The organism is Spiroplasma endosymbiont of Polydrusus pterygomalis, from assembly GCF_964030825.1.
In the GTDB taxonomy this organism is placed as follows: Bacteria; Bacillota_I; Bacilli_A; order Mycoplasmatales; family VBWQ01; genus Spiroplasma_E.
This window is the reverse complement of the sequence record NZ_OZ034964.1, coordinates 380,874-403,475: the sequence shown is the minus strand read 5'-3', so window position 1 is coordinate 403,475 and position 22,602 is coordinate 380,874. Positions and strand designations below refer to the sequence as shown.

At 24.6% G+C, this 22,602-nt stretch carries 15 protein-coding genes; 4 read left to right on the top strand and 11 right to left on the bottom strand.

The window, feature by feature from the left end:
* Nucleotides 1-48: 48 nt before the first annotated feature.
* Nucleotides 49-3,006, bottom strand: coding sequence for an AAA family ATPase (locus tag ACQH25_RS01975; RefSeq protein WP_425381565.1), 2,958 nt, complete (start codon nt 3,004-3,006; stop codon nt 49-51).
* A 70-nt stretch (nt 3,007-3,076) separates the two neighbouring features.
* On the bottom strand, nt 3,077-3,877 hold the full coding sequence (locus tag ACQH25_RS01970; protein ID WP_425381564.1) for a hypothetical protein: 801 nt from the start codon (nt 3,875-3,877) through the stop codon (nt 3,077-3,079).
* Nucleotides 3,878-5,242: 1,365 nt separating this feature from the next.
* Here ACQH25_RS01970 and ACQH25_RS01965 point away from each other — a divergent pair.
* The 3 genes from ACQH25_RS01965 (at nt 5,243) to ACQH25_RS01955 (ending at nt 7,482) form a co-directional block, all read left to right on the top strand.
* Nucleotides 5,243-5,752: a transposase family protein gene (locus ACQH25_RS01965; RefSeq protein WP_425381837.1), complete on the top strand. Its 510-nt coding sequence runs from the start codon at nt 5,243-5,245 to the stop codon at nt 5,750-5,752.
* A 93-nt stretch (nt 5,753-5,845) separates the two neighbouring features.
* Entirely contained in the window at nt 5,846-7,054 is a 1,209-nt protein-coding gene (locus ACQH25_RS01960) for a BspA family leucine-rich repeat surface protein (protein ID WP_425381563.1), read from the top strand.
* A 290-nt stretch (nt 7,055-7,344) separates the two neighbouring features.
* The gene (locus tag ACQH25_RS01955) at nt 7,345-7,482 is read left to right on the top strand and encodes a hypothetical protein (RefSeq protein WP_425381562.1); all 138 of its coding nucleotides are present in this window, start codon (nt 7,345-7,347) and stop codon (nt 7,480-7,482) included.
* Nucleotides 7,483-8,212: 730 nt separating this feature from the next.
* Here the strand turns inward: ACQH25_RS01955 and sepF are convergent.
* From sepF to ACQH25_RS01920, 7 genes are all read right to left on the bottom strand, one after another.
* Entirely contained in the window at nt 8,213-8,497 is a 285-nt protein-coding gene (gene sepF / locus ACQH25_RS01950; RefSeq protein WP_425381561.1) for a cell division protein SepF, read from the bottom strand.
* 5 nt (nt 8,498-8,502) lie between these two features.
* Nucleotides 8,503-9,660, bottom strand: coding sequence for a cell division protein FtsZ (ftsZ, locus tag ACQH25_RS01945; RefSeq protein ID WP_425381560.1), 1,158 nt, complete (start codon nt 9,658-9,660; stop codon nt 8,503-8,505).
* A gap of 36 nt (nt 9,661-9,696) precedes the next feature.
* Nucleotides 9,697-10,977, bottom strand: a complete 1,281-nt coding sequence (locus tag ACQH25_RS01940) for a hypothetical protein (RefSeq protein ID WP_425381559.1) — start codon at nt 10,975-10,977, stop codon at nt 9,697-9,699.
* A 21-nt stretch (nt 10,978-10,998) separates the two neighbouring features.
* Entirely contained in the window at nt 10,999-11,949 is a 951-nt protein-coding gene (gene rsmH, locus ACQH25_RS01935; protein WP_425381558.1) for a 16S rRNA (cytosine(1402)-N(4))-methyltransferase RsmH, read from the bottom strand.
* Between the two features lie 5 nt (nt 11,950-11,954).
* Nucleotides 11,955-12,398, bottom strand: a complete 444-nt coding sequence (gene mraZ, locus ACQH25_RS01930; RefSeq protein ID WP_425381557.1) for a division/cell wall cluster transcriptional repressor MraZ — start codon at nt 12,396-12,398, stop codon at nt 11,955-11,957.
* A 286-nt stretch (nt 12,399-12,684) separates the two neighbouring features.
* Nucleotides 12,685-14,601 carry a hypothetical protein gene (locus ACQH25_RS01925; protein ID WP_425381556.1) on the bottom strand — a complete coding sequence of 639 codons (1,917 nt, stop codon included), beginning with the start codon at nt 14,599-14,601 and terminating at the stop codon, nt 12,685-12,687.
* Nucleotides 14,602-15,591: 990 nt separating this feature from the next.
* Nucleotides 15,592-19,779, bottom strand: coding sequence for a hypothetical protein (locus tag ACQH25_RS01920; protein WP_425381555.1), 4,188 nt, complete (start codon nt 19,777-19,779; stop codon nt 15,592-15,594).
* A 1,057-nt stretch (nt 19,780-20,836) separates the two neighbouring features.
* On the opposite strand from ACQH25_RS01920, the gene ACQH25_RS01915 reads away from it, so the two are divergent.
* The gene (locus tag ACQH25_RS01915; protein WP_425381554.1) at nt 20,837-20,959 is read left to right on the top strand and encodes a hypothetical protein; all 123 of its coding nucleotides are present in this window, start codon (nt 20,837-20,839) and stop codon (nt 20,957-20,959) included.
* Nucleotides 20,960-21,029: 70 nt separating this feature from the next.
* Here ACQH25_RS01915 and ACQH25_RS01910 read toward each other — a convergent pair whose 3' ends face one another.
* Nucleotides 21,030-21,617 (bottom strand): hypothetical protein, encoded by a 588-nt coding sequence (locus ACQH25_RS01910; protein WP_425381553.1) that lies wholly within the window; start codon nt 21,615-21,617, stop codon nt 21,030-21,032.
* Between the two features lie 77 nt (nt 21,618-21,694).
* Entirely contained in the window at nt 21,695-22,381 is a 687-nt protein-coding gene (locus ACQH25_RS01905) for a hypothetical protein (protein ID WP_425381552.1), read from the bottom strand.
* Between the last annotated feature and the right edge of the window lie 221 nt (nt 22,382-22,602).

Here is a 22,602-nt window from a genome sequence, read left to right as displayed (position 1 = left end):
CAACTTAAAACAGGTCTTTTTAAGACCTGTTTTTTTAATTTTACTTAATTAAATTACATAATTAATATTTACTGGGGGCTGTTCATTTTCAATAATTTTCTTGGCATCTGCTAATTTAATAGCTACCATTTTCGTGATACCTTGATTTTGCATAGTAGTACCATATAAAACATCACAATTTTCCATCGTTCCTGGCCGATGAGTAACAATAATAAATTGTGTATGTTCAGAAAAACGGCGAACATATCTAGCAAAACGTTCTAAATTAGCTGGATCTAATGGTGCTTCAACCTCATCTAAGATCGTTAATGGTAATGGTTTTACCTTTAAAATAGCAAATAATACTGCTAATGCAACTAATGATTTTTCACCACCTGATAATAAATTTAAATTACTAATTCTTTTGCCAGGAGGATTTGCTAATACTTCAATACCAGTATTTAAAATATCATCAGGTGATGTATAACGTAAACTACAAGTACCACCACCAAATAATGTTTGAAATGTTTCAGGTAATACGATATTAATTGCTTTAATTGTTTCATCAAATTGTGTTACCATCACATTATCCATTTCATCAATAGCTGTCAATAATGTTTGTGATGCTGCTTGTAACTCATCATATTTCGTTTTTAAACGTAAATAACGTTCATTTTCATTTTCAAATTCTTCAATAGCATTAATATTAACAAAGCCTAAATCTTCAATTTCATTACGCAATTGTTGGACTAAAATACGTGCTTGTTGTTCATCTGTTAACGGTTCACGATAATGTTCTTTAGCATATTCATAAGTTAAATTATAAGTTTCAACTAAACGTCTTAAGTGTTGTTCTACTTTTGATTCTATTTTTACTTGTTCTAATTTTTGATTATTTAATTTATCACTAATCATAAAATGTTCTTGATTTCAACTATATAATTCATTTTCTAAATTTTGCATTTGTTCTAAAAATTGATGTTTTTGTTTACGAATTAATTGTAGTTCACTCTTGATTGATGTTTGTTCATATTTGGAATTTTCATATTGAATAAAAATATCATTTAATTGATTGGCTGCTTCAATGTCTATTTTTTTGCCAGTTAATGTTTGATATTCGGTAGTTAGTAATTGTGATTGATTAGTGATTTCACTAATTTCAGTAATCAATTTATTTATTGTTAATGTCGCTGTTAATTTTTGCTCTTGATAATTATTTAATTCACTTTCAATGCTTGTTTGCTGCACATTAATATTAACTAATTGCTGTTCTAATGATTTAATTTCTGATTTTAATTCAGAAACTATTACTTTTTCTTTAAAAACATTAATATTATTTTGTTGGTGATAACCCCCGATAATAGCACCACCAGCTTTAATTAGTTGACCATCTAAAGTTACACACTGATATTTGGCAGCAATTAATTGAGAAATATTTCTAGCACTTGCTAAATTTTCACAAACAATAGTCCGTCCTAAAAGAAAATCAACAACTGGTTGGACACTGCTATCAGATGCACTAACTAAATGATGAGCAAAATTCAAAAAACCCGGTTTACTATTAACAATAATTTTATCTTCTTTTGTTGCTGTTCGTACTTGAATTGAATTTAAAGGTAAAAAAGTAGCAATCCCTGCTTTATTTTGTTTTAAAAATTCAACGGCTTTTGTTGCATCTTTATTAGTAGCAATAACAATATTTTTTAAACTATTACCAATTACTTTGACAATTGCTTCACTATAAAGTTCAGGTACTGAAATTAAATCACTTACGATCCCAATAACACCATATAATTTATCTTTATTATCTAAAATTGTTTGGACACCCAAATATTTTTGATTTTGACGTTGCTGATAATTAATTACTGCTGCTAATTGTGCTTTTTTTTCACCTAAAGCACGATGAATATTATTTTGACCTAATATTAGATCTTGATGCTGAATCATTAGTTCTTCATACAAACTATTAATAGTATTAAAACTTGCTTGCTCCTTATTTTGTAAAAGAGTTTTTTGTTCAATAGTAGCAAGTAACATTGCAATTTCTTTTTTTAGTCTTTCAACTTCTGTTTGATCCTTAACTTTACTTTGTTTTACTTTCATTAATGATTTTTGTTGTTCTAAAATTTGTAATAAACTATTAACATTAGATAAATTCATTTCTAAACTATTAATATTTTTATCTAAATCATAACTTTTATTTTTCAAAAATTTTAATTGTTGTTCATTTTTACTAATATTTAAATTAAGTTGTTGCTGCGAAATTTCATTATCATTAATATCAGCAGTTATTAGTTGTAATTGCTGATGATAGGCCGTTACATCTTTAACAATAATTGTAATTTCATATTTTTTTAAACTATCACGTAATTCAACATAAGTTTTAGCTTTTTGTGCTTGTTTTGCTAATGGTTCAATTTTTCTAGTTATTTCACTAATAATATCATTAATTCGAATTAAATTTTCATTAGTACGCTCTAATTTACGTAATGATTCTTCTTTTCGTTTTTTATATTTTGAAACACCAGCTGCTTCTTCAAATAAAGTTCTACGATCTTCTGGTTTAGCATCAGCAAATCGTGAAACATTACCCTGACTAATAATAGCAAGCGAACCTTTAGTTAAACCAGTGCCCATAATAATTTCTTGCACATCTTTTAATCGAACACGAACTTTATTAATATAATACTCATTTTCTGAACTATTACGATAAGCTTTCCTAGCAATTTCTACTTCATTAAAATCTACTTTAAATATTTTATTACTATTATCAAAAACTAAAGTAACTTGCGCATTATTTAATGGCTGTTTATCCTTAGCACCATTAAAAATAATATCTTCATTATTTTCACCACGTAAGGATTTAACTGATTGTTCGCCTAAAACCCAACGGATAGCATCATTAATATTAGATTTTCCAGAACCATTAGGGCCAACAATACCAACAATATTAGTGTCAAATTCGATCGTTAAATGTTCTGCAAATGATTTAAAACCATATGCTTCAATTCTTTTCAAGAATGCCATTTTACCTCACCTATTTAAAAATACTTGTTTATATTTTACCATGAATTAATTTAAGATTTAGTCAAAGCTATTATATTATATTATTAATTTGTTTTTCTTTACTAGTAATTCTTTTATAACAAAATTTATTAATTGCTAAATAAAATAAGGTAGTAATAATAATAGTAGTGATAATTAATAGTCCTCCTAAAATCCTATTAATTCACAATGGAATGGCAATAATTGAATAATTAAAGTCAAGAATATTATAAGGATAAATAAAATTTTTAACATTATTTATCTGTAAAATTGCTACTCTAATATAAATATATATTAGATAAATAATTGGATAAATAACAACCAATGTAAACTGTTTTTTAACATTAATTTGAAATTTATTTTTCTTGAAAGTTAAGATTAAAAAAATAATCATCAATAATGGTGATATTAGATGATCTAAAAATGATAACGATAACGATAAAGTATTTAAGTTTCAAAATCAAGTAAGTCCTAAATTTAATTGAGAAATACTATCAATCAATGTTCCTAATCAAAAAATAAGAGCAGTAATAGTAATATATATTGTTACATTAATTTGCGTATAAATATTAGTAAATTTATTAAATTGTTCGCGTTGATGATAAATTAAAGATCATAAAAACCAAATATTAACAATAAATATTGTTTGTGAAGATCAAAATGATAACATAATATCAAAATTTTGTCATACTAAAGAAATATAAAAATTATCTTTATTACTATTAACATATCAAAAATCAATAAAAACAGAAAAAATAATTGTTAATATTGATAAAATAAAAATTGATATACAACTTAATAACTTATATATAAATCTTCAGTCTTTAATTTTTGATTGATATGATCATAACATAAATTATTCCTCACTAATCAAAAAATAAGCAAATTGATTCAACCAAAGAAGTAATATTTGCCCCACTAAGATGAACTGCAAAGTATATTACAGCCAACCAAAAAGCAGATTGATATTGAATCATTTAATAAATTCATTACTTATATTTCTATAAAATTTTTATTATATATGTTTAATTATAAATTAACTTAAAACATCTATTGATATCATTTTTTAGGACTTATTTTATTTGAATACGCTCTACTTAAATAATTAATTTTTATTTTTATAGTATTGACATTAATGTAAGATTTTATATAGTATTTTGTATTGGTCTTTCTTTTCTAACCTATCAATAATAGTACCATATTCACTAATTCTTTATCTGCAAATAATGAATTATTTTCTCTAACCAATAAAATAATACTAATGTCTTCATTACTTATCGGCAATACTTGTTTTCTACTTTTGAATTTGTAACTTTATCAAAAAATGAAATCAAAAACCCATTTATTTTAATAAAAATAAAACAATGGGTCTTAAAAACTTATTTTTTTCAAATTTTATCTTAAAATATATAAAAGAGTGATTCCCAAATAAATTCGTTAGCAACTCATTTGGGAACCTAATTAACAATTTCTAAAATCTCTTGTTAATTAATTAACAATACGTATAGTTTATAGCTAAATATTAGATATAAACTACTACTAAATACTAGCATTTATAAAATGGATTGCAAATAATATACAAAAAGCACACTTTATATAACATTATATTAATTTTATAAAAAAATTAACACTTTTTTTATGAAATAAATGATATTATGTCAACAAAATAATTTATAATAAAATACTATTTATATATGAAATTATTAATCAACCATGATAAATAGTACTTATCAAAGGAAGGAAAAAATAATGAAAAAATTATTACAAAATTGACACCAAAAAAGATGGTTTTTATATTTCAATTGAATCAATACCATATAAAAATACATGAATGATTTGATCACTTATGAAGATGATTAACAAAAAATTGTCAACCAACCCATGAAGTTTTTGCACAAATACAAATACTATTAATAACTATGAACCAGTAAAAATGATTATTAATGAAACTAACTGAGCTGATGCTCGCAAAATGTTAGATTCAAATATTGCATTAATTGACATTAAATACCAAGATAGTTGCGCATGCGATATGGCACCGATTTATTTAATTAATAAGATATTTATCTGAAAATCGAACATATCATAATATTGGCGCTGAGTATGATATGGTTAATACTGCTGCTTTACGAAATATTCGTTCAATTGAAGACATTTTAATAAAAAATAATAAGTTTAATAATTTAACAAATAAAAAAATATTTTTTAAAAAGAAGAATTAAAAAAACAAAATTTTGAAATTGATGTAACGGAAGTAAAAACAAAACGACCAAAATATAACCAAAAAGATTGATTTTCTGGTAAAAAATGAATGCATACTGTTAAGTTTCAAACCATAATTAATGCAAATACTGATGAAATTTTAAATACTTTTCCTGATATTGATAAAAATCATGATTTTAAAACTTTTAAGAATTCAAAATTAAAATTTTCACCAGAGACTATAATTCTTGCAGATAAAGGTTATCAAAGTTTACAAAAAATTCATGCTAAAACATTTTTACCCTTTACAGCTAGTAAAAATAATTCTAAAACAAATAAAACTAAAATCTTTAATAAGATTATTAATAAAACTCGCAACAAAATTGAACATGTTTTTGCATTTTTAAAATGTTTTAAAATTATTGGTTATAAATTTAGAAAAGGCAGAAAACAAATATTTTTAAGATTTAATTTAATTGCAGGAGTTTATAGTTTATTATTAACACTTAAAAACGTTATGAAGTAAATCTATTAAGCATATTAAAAATTAATTGCAAAAATATTGTAAAATTAATTTAGAAAAAACCAAGAGTTTACAAGATAGGGGTTATATTATATTATGTTTAAAGAAAAAGATAAGAAGAATAAAAAAATAATAAAAACTATTTTATTTATTTTTTTATTCATTTTTTTAATTGGTGGTGCTGTTGCAACTTATTTTTTGGTTAATTTTGAAGCAAAAGTAATAACAATTAAAACACAACAAGATACAATTTATATTGACAAGGAGGGTAAAACAACAACAACTAGTGAAAGAGATTTGTGAAATATAAATAGTAAAGAAGTTATTCAAATTGGATTTTATAAAAATGAAAATAATGAAGTTCAAGCAGTCAGAATGCCAAAAACAATTGAAAAAGTACCTGATCAATTACCACCAAAAATTACATCTTTAAAAAATATGTTTGAACAAGCTTCAAAATTTAATCAAGATATTTCACAATGAAATGTATCAAAGGTAATAAATATGGAAGGTATGTTTGCTGATGCTTCAGCATTTAATAAAGATATTTCACAATGAAATGTATCAAATGTAACAAATATGGTTGCCATTTTTAAAAAAGCTTCAAAATTTAATCAAGATATTTCACAATGAAATGTATCAAAGGTAATAAATATGGAAGGTATGTTTGCTGATGCTTCAGCATTTAATAAAGATATTTCACAATGAAATGTATCAAATGTAACAAATATGGTTGCCATTTTTAAAAAAGCTTCAGAATTTAATCAAGATATTTCACAATGAAATACATCAAAGGTAACAAATATGAGTAATATGTTTTTTTATGCTTCAGCATTTAATCAAGCCCTTTCACAATGAAATACATCAAAGGTAACAAATATGAGTCATATGTTTAATTCTGCAAAATCTTTTAATCAAGAGCTTTCAAAATGAGATACATCAAAGGTAACAAATATGAGTAATATGTTTTTTTATGCTTCAGCATTTAATCAAGCCCTTTCACAATGAAATACATCAAAGGTAACAGATATGAGTCATATGTTTTTTTATGCTTCAGCATTCAATCAGGACATTTCACAATGGGATACTGCCAATGTAACTGATATGGATCATATGTTTTATCGTGCATCATCATTTAATCAAAATTTATCAAGTTGAAATGTAGAAAAGGTAGCAAAACATAATGATTTTGCTAGTAATTCACTAATTGATATTCCTAATAAATTACCAAAATTTAACATTAAGGTAATGTCGGAAGAAACTGAGATTGATGTTAAAAATGAAAAAGTAAAATTCATTATTTAGGAAAACATTATGCAAATAAATCAAGCACAAAACTATGATATTTTTATGGCATTGATTTAACTAAATTGAATTTAGATTTAAGTGCAAATTACAAAGGGAATGGTGATAATACCGTTGGTGAAAAAGTTAACTAGTTATGCAGTAAGGCTAATGATGAAACTAGTAGCGATGTTGATAACTTACTACATATTATTGAGTCTGATCATGTTCTTTTAACATGAATTAATGTTAAAAATGAGCCACAATATAAACATAATTTAGAAGCATTAATTTTCTTAAACAAAGCACAAATGCAAAAGGTCGTAATAAAAATAACTAAATTACATCAGCTAACATCACTATTTATGACTAAATCAGAAGCAGAAAATCGTGAAAAGAGTCCTCGTTTTCCTAATCGTAATGAAAGATTTCGCATGCCAGCCAGCTAGTTATACTAATTTCTATATTGTGAAAGACACAATTATTCTACCAATTGGTAATGAACTTATTTGAAACAAAAAAATGTTAATTAATAGTTTTACAAAATTGTTTTGCTAATTAATACAATTTATTCATGTGAAGTATTATTGGTAATATTCATTGCATAACACAATAAGAATGATAAAACAATTAATAATTTAAAAAAACAATAACTTAAAGTAAGGTAAGATATTAATTCTCTTTCAAAATTGAAAGAAAGTTTTTGTTAAAAACAATGGATTTGAAAAAATTAACTTTTTAAATATTTTATTTTAAAATACACCAAAGAGTAACTATCGAAAAGAATTACTAATAACTCATTTGAAATCTCTTGTAAATTAATATATAAGATTTTTGATTTAGTAAATGAAATTTAAAATAATTATAAGTAAAAATTATACTTTTTAATTGATTTTGATTAAACATTAGTTTTTACGGCATTTATATTTTTTTCAAATAGAAACTTAAATTAAACAAAAAAATTTAATAAACATATTGATAAATTAAAAAAAATTTTGATAAATAAAAAAAGCAGATTTTGGTTATTTTATATGAAGAAAAAATGGAAATAATAACTAGAAAAAAATAAAAGATAACTTTCTTTCCAATTTGGAAAGAAAGTTATCTACTTTATTATTAACTAAATAATTAACATTATAAATACTGATAAAAGCATAAAAAATGATAATAAAATTATCATTAACTTAGTTCATTTTTAAACTCATAAATATGAATATCAGTTTTATCGACAACAAAACCAATAACATAAGAAATACCGCAAAGAAAATCAATAATTCTTCGGCGATCATGTTCAATAGTTGCTGTTAGATTAATTTTAACTGGTTTTTGTAAAATCATTGCATTAGCAATTGATTCAATCTCTTGATAACTTTTAGGTGTAAACTCTTGTGTTTCTTCTTGAAAACTATTTTTATAATTATTAATTTCATCATTTTCTTTATACTTTTTACTTTTTCATCCCATAATAGTTAAACTCCTTTTCGTCTTCGTAAAAATGATGGTAAATCATCATCTACTTCCATTACTGCTTCTTGAACTAAGTTTTGTTGCTTCTCTTCATTTTTCTTTACTTGTTCTTTCATTTCCTCACTTAAGTATTGAGTTTTATTAGTAATAAAATCACGATTATCAATTTTTGAACGATAAGTAAAGTTATTAGTTGTTACATCTTTTTCCTCAAAACCTGTGGCAATAACTGTCACAATCATTTCATCATTTAAATTTTCATTGACAGCAACACCAAAAATAATATTAACATCATTACCTGCAGCATCACGAACTAAATCAACAGCAATATTGGCATCAGTTAATGTCATTGTTGTTCCTCCGGTAACATTAACAATAGCATTTTTAGCACCTTTAATTGCGACATCATCAAGTAAAGGTGAAGAAATCGCCTTTGTTGCTGCTTGTTTAGCCTTATGTTCACCTTTTGACATACCAATACCAAATAAAGCATTACCTTTATTTTCAATAATGGTGCGAACATCAGCAAAATCTAAATTTATTAAAGCAGGAACAGCAATTAAATCAGTAATTGTTTGAACACCTTGTCGTAAAATATTATCTGCTTCTTTAAATGAGTCTTTAAGAGGGATATTACCAATTACTTGTAATAGTTTATCATTGGAAATAATTATCATCGCATCAACTTGTTTTTTTAAATTTTCAATACCAACTACTGCCTGAGCATTGCGATTGCGTCCTTCAAATTTAAATGGCTTAGTAACAATGGCCATTGTTAACGCACCATATTCTTTAGCAATTCTAGCGATAATTGGTGCAGCACCCGTACCAGTACCACCGCCCATACCAGCAGCGATGAAAACCATATCAGCACCATCTAAGGCACGTTTAATATCTGCTTCACTTTCAATAGCTGCTTGTTTACCAATTTCAGGATTAGCTCCTGCTCCAAGGCCTTTTGATAATTCTTTCCCTAAAATAATTTTATTTTCAGCAAGTGAAGCATTAATTACTTGGGCATCAGTATTAGCAACATAAAAATCAACACCTTGTACTTCTGCTTCAATCATTCTATTAACAGCATTGTTGCCAGCGCCACCAATGCCAATAACACGAATTGATGCTAATTGTTCAAATTGTGAATTATTATTAGAACTCATTTTTTCCTCCTAAAATAGTATTCTTCAATTATTTAACTATTTACTACCATCATTATACTGATAATTTGGCTGAAAAGGGGAATTATAATGTTTATTATCATGACTATTAGGTTGTGTATAATGATTTAATTTTGATACAATTTCTGGTTTATATATTGATGAAATATAATTATTATTAAAAACATTTACTAAGTGTTGATAATGAGTATTACCAATTAATGTAGTTCATTGATAACTATATGCACCAGGAGCTTGATTAAGCATATATTTTACTTCTTTTAATTTACTATACTTTTTAAAGTAATTAGCAAAACCACATAAGCCAATGGTAACTCCAGTAAAAATAATTTCCATATCTGAACTATTATTATCACTAACTTCATCAAGAAAATATTCAATACAAGCAATAATTTCATCAATTTGTTTTTTAACTGTTGTTTGTAAATCTGTTTTCGTTAACCGAACAACAGTTTTTGTTTGTTCATCAACATACTTGTCAACAACAACATCACATAAATAATTACTACTTATATTAATAATTTTTTGTAAATATTTTTCAGCTTTATCATAACCACAATGCATTTGTTTCATTAATGATTGAATTATTTGATTTCAACCAATTTTAATATTGGTTGTCGCAAATAATACTGAATTACTAAAAACACTAATTTTAGTACTATTAACATTTCAATCAATTAAAACTGTATTGCGATTAAAATCATTATTTTTGATATTGCATACTAATGCAAATTGATCTAAAGTAACAGTTAATAATTCTGTTTGGGCATTAGTTACTACTGCAAGATGAGAATTATATAAGATTTTCGGTAATGAATAAACTAAAGCTTCAACATGCACAACTTGTCCTTTCTTAGCAATTGGTAACTGTTCACTACCAATACCATGTTCTACTTTAAAGTTGTATGGTTTAGTTAAACAAATAATTTCATTACTATCAATAATAATATTTTTGGCCATCTCAATTACCTTACTACAATCTTCATTAGTAATAATGTGATTAGGATCTTTAAAATCAAGTAATGCTTGTGATTGATAAATTTTTAAGTTATTTGAAGGTAAAGTTAAAGCAATACGTTGCACTTTAATATTTAAAGTATTATTTATTTTATTAATAATTTGTCTTAATAAATGACCAGTAGCAAGTGGATTAATAATGACACCATTTTCCGAAAATTGTTCAGTATCAATAGTTTCTTTATATAAAATTTGAATTTGATTATTAACATAGTTATTAACCATAACTTTTAGACTAAAGTCTTCAATTTGACAAACAACATATAGCTCTTGAAAATTCATTTTGTTCACCTCCAAATAATTTTATAAATCAATATAAGTTATGACTCTTAGTTTTGCACTTCGTGCTCTTGGATTTTTAGCAATTTCATCAGCTTTTGGTACTAATGGTTTTTTAAGTATTAACTGATATTTTGTTTGTCAATTACTGTAAATTGGTAATTTTGCATATACTTGTGCCTGTGGATCAGTTATCGCATTATTGAAAGTTTGTTTAACAATTCTATCTTCTAAGGAGTGAAAAGTAATAACAACAATTCTACCATTAGTTTTTAATAATTGTAAAGATTGTTGTAAAGAAGATTTTAATGATGCTAGTTCATTGTTAACAGCAATTCTTAATGCTTGAAAAGTTTTTTTAGCGGGATGATGATGCTTATTTAATATCCTTACTGGTAATGATTTTTTAATAATTGCAACTAATTGCAAAGTAGTATCAATTGACTGATAAGTTCTTGCTTTAATAATATTTTTAGCAATCCTACTAGCAAATACTTCTTCACCATAATTCTTAATAATACTTTTTAATTGTTGATAACTATAATTATTAACAATCTCTCAAGCATTTAATTCTTGACTTTGATCCATACGCATATCTAACTTAGCATCTTTCATATAACTAAATCCTCTAGTATCATCATCAACTTGTGGTGATGAAACACCCAAATCATATAAAATACCATCAACTTTAGTAACATTTCTTTGTAAAAGTTCAGAACGAATACTAGCAAAATTACTTTTAATTATTTCATAATTATTTTTAAAATCTTTTAAAATAATATTACTATTATCGATAGCAGTTTGATCTTGATCAAAAGCATATAATTTGCCAGAAGTAAGTTTTGATAGTATAACTTTACTATGACCTGCTCTTCCTAATGTACAATCAACATAAATACCATCAGGTTTAATATTTAAAAAATTAATCGCTTCTGTTAGCATTACAGCAATATGTTTAGTATTAATATCATTCATATTTTTTATATCTCATCTAAGGCAGCAGCGGCTGATTCAAATTTATCTTTAGTATTTTGGTTAAAACTATTTCAATTAGTTTCTGATCAAATCTCAATTTTATTAGACAATCCTATCATAATTACTTTTTGTTTAATATCAGCTAATATCAATAATGACTGTGGAATATTAATGCGACCTTTGCTATCAATAGTCAACTCTTCTGAATTAGCAAACACTTGTCTTGCTAAAATTCTTGCTTCTTTTTGACCTTCTGATTGTAACAAAATTTTATTTTGCCATTTAGTAAATTCAATTTCATTTCGAATAACTAAACAACCGTCAAATCCTTTAGAAACAATAACAATTTCATCGTTATGAAAATAATTTCTAAATTTCGAGGGTATTATCATTCGTTTCTTTTCATCTAGCGTTGATACTGATTGTCCTAGTAGCATAATATCACCCACACTTTCCCACCATTACCCATATTATATAATTTTTATTAAATAATTGCAATTGATTACTTTGTATATATCATTAACAAACAAAATAATGAATACTAAATCACCAATATTATTAATTATAAACATCATCATATTAGCATATAAAATTATTTTTTTCCAACTTAATAATGTTAATAAAATAGCAAAAAAAACCTATTTAATTATTACTAAATAGGTTTAATAACTACTTAAATACCTCTTTTGCCTGTTAGTCTTAAATAATAACAAAATAGCAAAATTAATATTGTAATTAATTATAATTTTCTAACATAAATAAAGTTATTTTAAAATCTTTACTTGTTAAAAAATTATCATTTTTAAATATTATATCATAACTTTTATTATCCAAATTATTTTTAATCTGATAACTTAAAATTACACTAACACTACCATCATCATGAACAAACTTATTCATTACAATGTTATTTAAAGTAAAATAAGTACTATTATCAAGATCAAAATATTTACTATACATATCTTTGTATAAATTTTCTTGTTCTATTAACATATTATTAAGAATATCATTTTGTGTTTTATTAGCTATTATATTTAGTAAAGAATTTAAACTACTAGTAGGGGTCTTTAATCAATTAGATAAACTAGCAAGCACACTACCTTCTTTAAAGCTAGTTTCACCATCAAATTGAACACCTAACATTGCTAATATTTCTTTAGCCTTACTATTATTGTTTGTTGGGTGATCAATTATATATTTAAGATTGTTTAATGCTTTAATAAAATCGTTACTACCAAAAGTTAATTTTAAATATGTTGATAAATCTTGTAAATCAATAACTGGATTTATTGTTAAATATTTACTAGTAAAATCAAATATTTTATTAATTGTTTCATTAATTGGAACTTGTTTAATTGTTGTTTCTAGATTATTAACAACTTGTTTAGGAATATCACTAATAGCAGAAATAAAAGAAAACTTATCTTGAATTTCAGGTAGTGTTCAATAAGAATCAGTTCATGCCACAGTAACTTTTGTAATAATGTCTTCACCAAAAGGACCAGTCATTAAATTAGTTACCAGTTTAAGCAAATCAGCTTTTGATGATATTAACTTTTGAAAAACAGTTAATACTTCTTTTAATTGAATTGTATTATTTTTAATTAATGTTTTATCATCTCAAGTAATAGTATTAATACCAAGCGTTGGATTAGTTAATTTTAATACTTCACTTTTAAGGATAGGAATTATTGTTTTTATTAAATAAGGTCATGCTTCTGAATTTATTAAAATTTTATCAAGACTAGCACTAATTGTAGTATTAAAATTAGCAACATTAAAACCAGAAGGAATACCTAAAGTATAAGTAATATTGTCAGTAATCATTTCACCAATATACTTCCCTGATACTAACTTGAATAAATAATTAAAATTAGCACCCGCTATATATTGATAAAATTGATTTCAATTTCAATTACCTGCTCTATCTTTAACATAATATCACTTTTCATTTTTTGGAATATTTCAAGCTTGGGCAAATGTTGCCTTTTTTGCCATATAATCTTCCATTTTTTGTAAAGTAGTATTACCACCAGTAAAATTAGTTTCTTGATCTCAATCGGTCAATAATTGTTGAATAATAGTTGTCACAGCTGGAATATAATTAGCATAAGATAAATAATCATCAATATTTGGAACAATATCTTTAATATTTTTTAATAAATCAACAATATTATCATTCGATAAAAAAGAATTATTTAAGTAATTTTTAATCTGTGGCAAAATACTACAATAATTACGATAATTAGTAATGTTTGCATTAGTAGTGTTAACTATCGACTGATTAATACCATTACGTTGAAATAGAGATTGGATGGTATTAATACTATTACCATCAAGCTTATTAGTTCAGACGTTTATAAAGTCATTGCCAGTATTACCAGCAGTAAGATTATTAATATCAATAGCATGATTTTGACTATACATAATATTTAGTAAATCATTAGTATTAAAGCCTTTATTTTTACCAATTAATAATGCTTTACCAACAATGGAAGTTTCATTAGCATACTTAGTTGCTGTTTCAAGATCAACATTACCATTAGTAAAATTAGTACTAATATTATTTGTATCAATTATAAATGCTAAAACTGATGTACTGGAACTTAATAAAAAACTAGTTGTCAAAAATAAATTTAATTTTCTTCTCATATCTTACTCTCCATTAATAATTTGCTTTTAATATTATTATAAACTATTATCAAAACTTGTACAGAAAATTTTGTTATAACACCAAAAGTAAAAATTTAATAATAAATTTTTTATTTATTTATTTTCTGATAATTTATTAAATTTATAACTAATATCATTAGCTTTACTACATAACTACTTAATTTTTCATTTTTTTGTTATTATTAAAAATATTTAAGGAAAAGATTTATGACATATTTTGTATTAAAAGATAAACTTGATCAATATTTTCGTAAAATAGTGGGTATTAATAAATTAGTTTTTAATGAAATTTTAAATATTTTATTAAAAAACAAAAACTTAAAATTACTATTGGGGCAAACCATATAAAATGTCAATGGAAGATAGACTAGTAATAACTTTAAGATATTTATCTGAAAATCGAACATATCATAATATTGGCGCTGAGTATAATATGGTGTTGATACTGCAGCTTTACCAAATATTCGTTTAATTGAAGACATTTTAATAAAGAATAATAAGTTTAATAATTTAACAAATAAAAATATTTTTAAAAAAAAGAATTAAAAAATAAAACTTTGATAATTGATGTAACAGAAGTAAAAATAAAATGAGCAAAATATAACTAAAAAGATTGATTTTCTGGTAAAAATTAAATCCATGATGTTAAATTTCAAACTATAATTAATACAAATACTAATAAAATTTTAAATATTTTTGCTGATATCGATAAAAATCATGATTTTAATTCAAAGTTAAAATTTTTGCCAGAATTATAGTTTCTGGCAAAAAAAGGTTATCAAGGTTTACAAAATAGTAAAAATAATCCTAAAACAAATAAAAGTAAAATCTTTAGTAAGATTATTAATAAAACTCGCAGCAAAATCGAACATGTATTTGCATTTTTAAAATTAGAAAAGGCAGAAAACGAATATTTTTAAGATTTATTAATAGCAGAATTTTATAATTTATCATTAAAAATTAAAAACGTTATACAGTAAATCTAATTATTTTAAAATTTTTCTGTTGTAATCTTTCATAATTTTTGCCATTTGTTTTATTGATAATTTTTATTGTCGCTTCGTTCATTAATATTTCTTTTTCCTCTTTGTTTGTTGGTGTTAATGCTTGGATTTGATATGATTGCAATCATGAAATTTGTTCTGGTGTAAATGTTTGGATTTGTTGTGTTGTTAATGCTTTAATTTGTTTTGCTGTTAATGTTTGGATTTGTTGTGTTGTTAATGTTTGGATTTGTTGAGGTGTCAATCATGAAATTTGATTTAAAGTTAATGCTTTTATTTCTCATGGTCAAAATGCTTGGATTTGTTCTGTTGTTAGTTCTGAAATTTGTTCTGGTGTAAATGCTTGGATTTGTTGAGGTGTTAATGCTTGGCTTTGTTCTTTTGTTAATGTTTTGGTTTGTTTTGCTGTCAATCATGAAATTTGTTCTGATCAAAAACTTTGGATTTGTTGTATTGTTAAGGCTGCAATTTGTTGTATTGTTAAGGCTGTAATTTGTTCTGACTTTAATGCTTGGATTTGTTGTGGTGTAAATGCTTCGATTTGTTCTGGAGTCAATCATGTAATTTGATTTAAAGTTATTGCTTTTATTTCTCATGGTCAAAATGCTTGGATTTGTTCTGGTGTAAATGCTTGGATTTGTTCTTTTGTTAATGCTTGGATTTGTTGTGGTATAAATCATGAAATTTGTCATGGTAAAAATGTTTGGATTTGTTGCCTTGTTAATGTTTGAATTTGTTGTGGTGTAAATGCTTGGATTTGTTCTGGTGTAAATGTTTGGATTTGTTGTATTGTTAATGCTTTGATTTGTTCTGTTGTTAATTCTTTGATTTGTTGTGGTGTCAATCATGTAATTTGTTCTGCTGTTAATATTTGAATTTGTTGTGGTGTTAATGTTTGGATTTGTTGCCTTGTTAATGTTTGAATTTGTTGTGGTGTAAATGCTTGGATTTGTTCTGGTGTAAATGTTTGGATTTGTTGTGTTGTTAGTTCAGAGATTTGTTGTGTTGTTAATGCTTTAATTTGTTCTGCTGTAAATACTTGAATTTGTTCTATTGTTAAACCTGCAAGTTGTTGTATTGTTAATGCTTTCATTTGTTCTGCTTTCAAAGTTTTAATTTGTTCTTTTGTTAATGCTTTAATTTGTTGTGTTGTTAATGCTTTAATTTGTTTAGGTATCAAAACTTCGATTTGTTGTGGTGTAAGTTTTGAAATTTTTCATGGTCATAATGTTTGGATTTGTTCTGTTGTAAATGCTTGGATTTGTTGTGGTGTAAATGTTTGGATTTGTTCAGGTGTAAATACTTGGATTTGTTCTGGTGTTAATGCTTCGATTTGTTCTTTTGTTAATGCTTGGATTTGTTGTCTTGTTAATGTTTGAATTTGTTGTGGTATTAATGTTTTGATTTGTTTTTTTGTTAATGCTTGGATTTGTTGTCTTGTTAATGTTTGAATTTGTTGTGGTATTAATGTTTTGATTTGTTTTTTTGTTAATGTTTGGACTTGTTGTGGTCAAAATGCTTGGACTTGTTCTGGTGTAAATGTTTGGATTTGTTGTATTGTTAATGTTTGGACTTGTGCTGGTGTCAATCATGAAATTTGTCATGGTAAAATTGTTTGGACTTGTGCTGGTGTAAATGTTTGGATTTGTTCTGGTATCAATCATGAAATTTGTGCTTTTGTTAGTTCTGAAATTTGTTCTGGCTTTAATGTTTGGATTTGTGCTGCTGTTAATGTTTGAATTTGTTGTGGTGTAAATGCTGAAATTTGTTCTATTGTTAAAGCTGCAAGTTGTTGTATTGTTAATGCTTTGATTTGTTCTGCTGTCAAAGCTTGAATTTGTTGTGTTGTTAATGTTTGACTTTGTTTTGGTGTTAATGTTTGGACTTGTTCTGCTGTCAATCATGAAATTTGTCATGGTCAAAATGCTTCAATTTGTTCTGCTGTAATTTGTTCTGGCGTTAATGTTTGGATTTGTTCTGGTATCAATCATGAAATTTGTTCAGGTGTCAATCATGAAATTTGTTCAGGTGTTAATGCTTTAATTTGTTGCGTTGTTAGTTCAGAAATTTGTTGTGTTGTCAAAACTTTAATTTGTACTCGCGTCAAAACTTGAATTTGTTCTTTAGTCAATGTTTTAATTTGTTGTGTTGTTAATGTTTGAATTTGTTCTGATGTAAATGCTTGGATTTGTTGTGGCGTTAGTTCAGAGATTTGTTGCGTTGTTAATGTTTGGATTTGTTCTGTTGTTAAGGTTGCAATTTGTTGTATTGTTAATGCTTGGATTTGTTGTAGTGTAAATGCTGAAATTTGTATTGGTAAAATTGCTTGGATTTGTTCAATTTTCAAATCACTAATTTGATTTAAAGTTAATGCTGAAATTTGTCATGATAAAAATGCTTGGACTTGTTCTTTTGTTAATGCTTGGATTTGTTCTGCTGTCAATCATGAAATTTGTGCTGGTGTCAATCATGAAATTTGTTCAGGTGTAAATTCTTGGACTTGTGCTGTTGTTAATGTTTGGATTTGTTCTTTAATCAATGCTTTAATTTGTTCAGGTATCAAAACTTCGATTTGTTGTGGTGTTAGTTTTGAAATTTTTCACGGTCATAATGCTTTAATTTGTTCTGGTGTTAATGCTAGGATTTGTGCTGTTGTTAATGCTTTAATTTGTACTTGTGTCAAAGTTTGGATTTGTTCTGTTATAAATGTTTGAATTTGTTCAGGTATCAAAACTTCGATTTGTTGTGGTGTTAGTTTTGAAATTTTTCACGGTCATAATGCTTTAATTTGTTCTGGTGTTAATACTTCGATTTGTTGCGCTCAAAATGCTTTAATTTGTTGTGTTGTTAATGTTTGGATTTGTTCTGACTTTAATGCTTTGATTTGTTCTGCTGTTAATGCTTTAATTTGTCATGGTCAGAATGTTTGGATTTGTTCTGGTGTTAATGCTAGGATTTGTGCTGTTGTTAATGCTTTAATTTGTACTTGTGTCAAAGTTTGGATTTGTTCTGTTATAAATGTTTGAATTTGTTGTGGTGTCAATCATGAAATTTGTTCTGGTGTTAATGCTTGGATTTGTTGTAGTGTTAATGCTGAAATTTGTCATGGTGAAAATGCTTGGATTTGTGCTGTTGTTAATGCTTGAATTTGTCGCGGTGTCAATCATGAAATTTGTTTTGGTATAAACCATGAAATTTGCATTGGTAAAAATGCTTGGATTTGTTTTGCTGTCAAATCACTAATTTGATTTAAAGTAAATGCTGAAATTTGTCATGGTAAAAATGCTTGGATTTGTTCTGGTCAAAATGCTTGGATTTGTTCTGGAGTCAATCATGTAATTTGTTGTGGTGTTAATGCTTTAATTTGATTTATGGCAAATGCTGGAATTTGTGTTGCTAAAAATGATTTAAATTCTCCTACTGTCAATTCTTTGATTTGTTGTATTGTTAATGCTTTAATTTGTGCTGTTGTAAATAATGGCAATGGTATTTCTTTATTTTTTAAAATATAATCAGCATGCTCTTTATTAACATAATTTATTAGACAACATGTTTTAATAAATTTTTCAAATTCTGGTTTATTTTTTATTTTTCTTCTGGTTATATTTAATTGGTTACCTATGAAACTTAAAGAATCTTCATTGTCAGTTTTTAATTTTCTAGATTCAAATTCTTTTTCATAAGTATTACGATAGTTCTGCAAATCAGATGAATCCATAATTCTTAATTCCCCTATAATATATTTTAAAGGATTATTATCAAAAAATATGCTTTCAGCAGCGTATCCACCTAAATTAATTTGTAATAAAGTATATAAGTCATCATCACTTATATTTTTAATTTGATTTAAAGGTGGAAGTTCATTAAATACTGTCTGTCCCAAATATTTGGAATTTGAATTAAGAGATTCTAAACTTTCAAACTTATTTTTAAATTTAGAATCTAAAATAATTACTGTATGTCCTGCTTCATGGATACAAGAAACATCATGAAAACCAGATTGTGTACAACCAAAAATAGATATATTTTTAAGTTTTCAATCTCTTTCTTCATTAGCAATTGACTTAGCATTAATACTTTGAATTTTATATTGAAAAATTGGAATAGTTAGTACTCACAACTTGAATCAATAACTTGGATTAAAATATTTCATATTGAATACCCCTTTTTAAATATCAAAAAAATAATTAATTTATTAATCTATAACTATTTTTTAAAATTTTACAATTTTATTCTAATTTTTCTTCTTGTATTCGATGTTGTTGAAGCAAATACATTGTACTATTAAAGATACGACTTATTAATTTACAAAATTATTCTAAACTTTCTTGTTCATTTTGTTCAACTCAATAATTAATACTTTTTTCTTGACATTTTGTTAATTGCTTTTCTAACTCTTTTATTTTATCTTCTAATTTTTGCTAGAACTTGGTAGTAATTTAAATGTGTTATATCAATGCACTTTAATAATTTCTTTTATTTTTATCCCCTTTTAAAAAAACCTATTTACTAAAAATTAAAATCATAGGACAAAAAAAACATATTTTTGTTTATAAATATTATACTTATTTTTTTTGCAAACTAGTTTAAACCTAGAAAATTATTTTATTAATAATTCAAGTATTTTTGAACATGTAAAAGAGAAAATAAAAATGTTTAAATCTAAAAAAGAAAAAAATGCTAATTTACCTAAATATGATAATAATGAAGAAATTGAAATTGCTAATGCTAAACTACCAAGAAAGAAAAGTTTTTTAAAAGAATAAAAAAAATTGTTAATAATTTACCTATTGTTACTGCTAATGTCAGAACTATAGTAACATTAATAACTGTTTTGAGTAGATGGTTTTCACAGTGTAGTGATTTAATAATGCAACTGGAGTAGGTGTATCTAGTGCTATGGTGGATGGTATTGCTAAAGCAACAATTAAGGCAGAAAATGAAAAGAAAAATTTAGCACTCGAACTAGAAGAATAGATTTACTGCATAACTAATTAATTTTTCATTTTTTTATTATTAAAATAAAAGTTAAATAGTTAAGGATAAGATTTATGATATATTTTGTATTAAAAGATAAACCTGATCAATATTTTCGTAAAATAGTGGGTATTAATAAATTAGTTTTTAATAAAATTTTAAATATTTTATTAGAATAACAAAAACTTAAGACTACTATTGTTCATACAATAACAAAGGAGAGTGTTGGAATAATGACTCAATGATTATTTAATCTTACTATTTTAAATAGTAAAAATAATATCCAAAATATTAATCATATTGGTTTTTGATTAAAGGATTTTTGTAATTATTATAATAATAATTTAATTTATTAGTAGATTTTTAAAAATATTTAATTAGAAAAAGTTATTTCATTTTCAATAAAAATAAAAGATATTTGGTGATTTATTTTAGAAGATGATGATTGCATTTTTTTGATATCAATAAATTATTTTTTGGTGTTGAATCATTAATGATTATTTTATTAAAAACATTTATTGATTTAATTGCATTATTATTTTTATGTCTATCATTATCATAGTTTTGTTGAGGACATCTTTGATTATGACAATTATTAAATAAATAATTAATCAAATGTAAAGGATTTAATACATGATGATGGCATAAAATATCAATAATATTTACTAATAAATAATTATCATTGTTATTAGTTTGCAAGTGATATTGTATCGGTTTTTCTAAAATATTAAAAACATCAAAAGTAGCATTATTGTAGTTAACAATATCTTTTGTTTGTAAATACTTTAACATTTCTACTAATGCTTTATCTTTTGCAAAATTATTATCACTTACTTCAATATTATTAATATTAACATTGTTAATATTAGCAACAACTTGTTTTGCACAATAATATTTTACTTTTTTGACATTACTTATTTTCTTTCATAATTTGAATAAAGAAACAAATAATATAATAAAACTGACTAACAAAATAATAATCATAATAATAATTGAAATAATTACTAGTTTCATATAATACTTCCTAACTATGATTTAAAATCATATAACTTAATTTAATATTTTAAGTTTATAAAGTAAAATAAAATTTATTAAAAATAATAACGCTTAGTTGAACCTATTTTTTTTTCAACTAAACTAAATAAGCTAAAAATAAATATAAATCTTAAAACTTCAATACCAATTAAAATAAAAAATACAGGTGCGATATACTTAATAAAATTAGTAATACTTTCTTGATATTCATCAGGTCTTGCTAAATTAGGACTAAAATAAAGCACAACTAAAGTTAAAACAAAAGATAAAGTAGCAATAATAGCATTTAATGGTATTATCACTAATCCAGCACTTACTTTTTTAATAACATCTACTTTTAAATTTTCACCTTTATTACATAATTTAAAAAGATAATAATAAATAACATAAAAAGAAATAATAAATAATATATTAGCAATATCATCAAAGAAAATTTGAACTGGTGGGTGATCGCTATCAACTAAGAAATGCAATCAAGGTTCAATAATACCAATTGCCAATGTATAATATAATCCAATAACAGGCAAAGCAAAAGCAATAATTAATGAATCAAAAATTCTTAATGGTAAAATTACTCCCATAAACTGAATAGGTATTTCAATCAATGAAAAAGCAACAGCTAATCCTAATAAAATACCAGTTAAAGTAATATTAAAAATTTGTTGTTTTGAATTAATCTTTAATTTTTTCTTATTTTTGATATTGATTTGTTCTGGTGTTTTCTTAACACTTTTAACTCTCATTATATTTCTCCTTTTATAATATTTATTTATAAAATTAAATACTTATTTATAAAAATTATAAATTAACTTTTATCAAAATTCAAGTAATTTATCAAAATTTTATAAAAGTCGATACTTATTAAGCAAAAAGATAACTAATAATTTAAAATAAGAATATAATTCAAAAAATATTAATTGTTACTCATGAAGATAGATAATTTGCTATCATTATTAAAATTTAA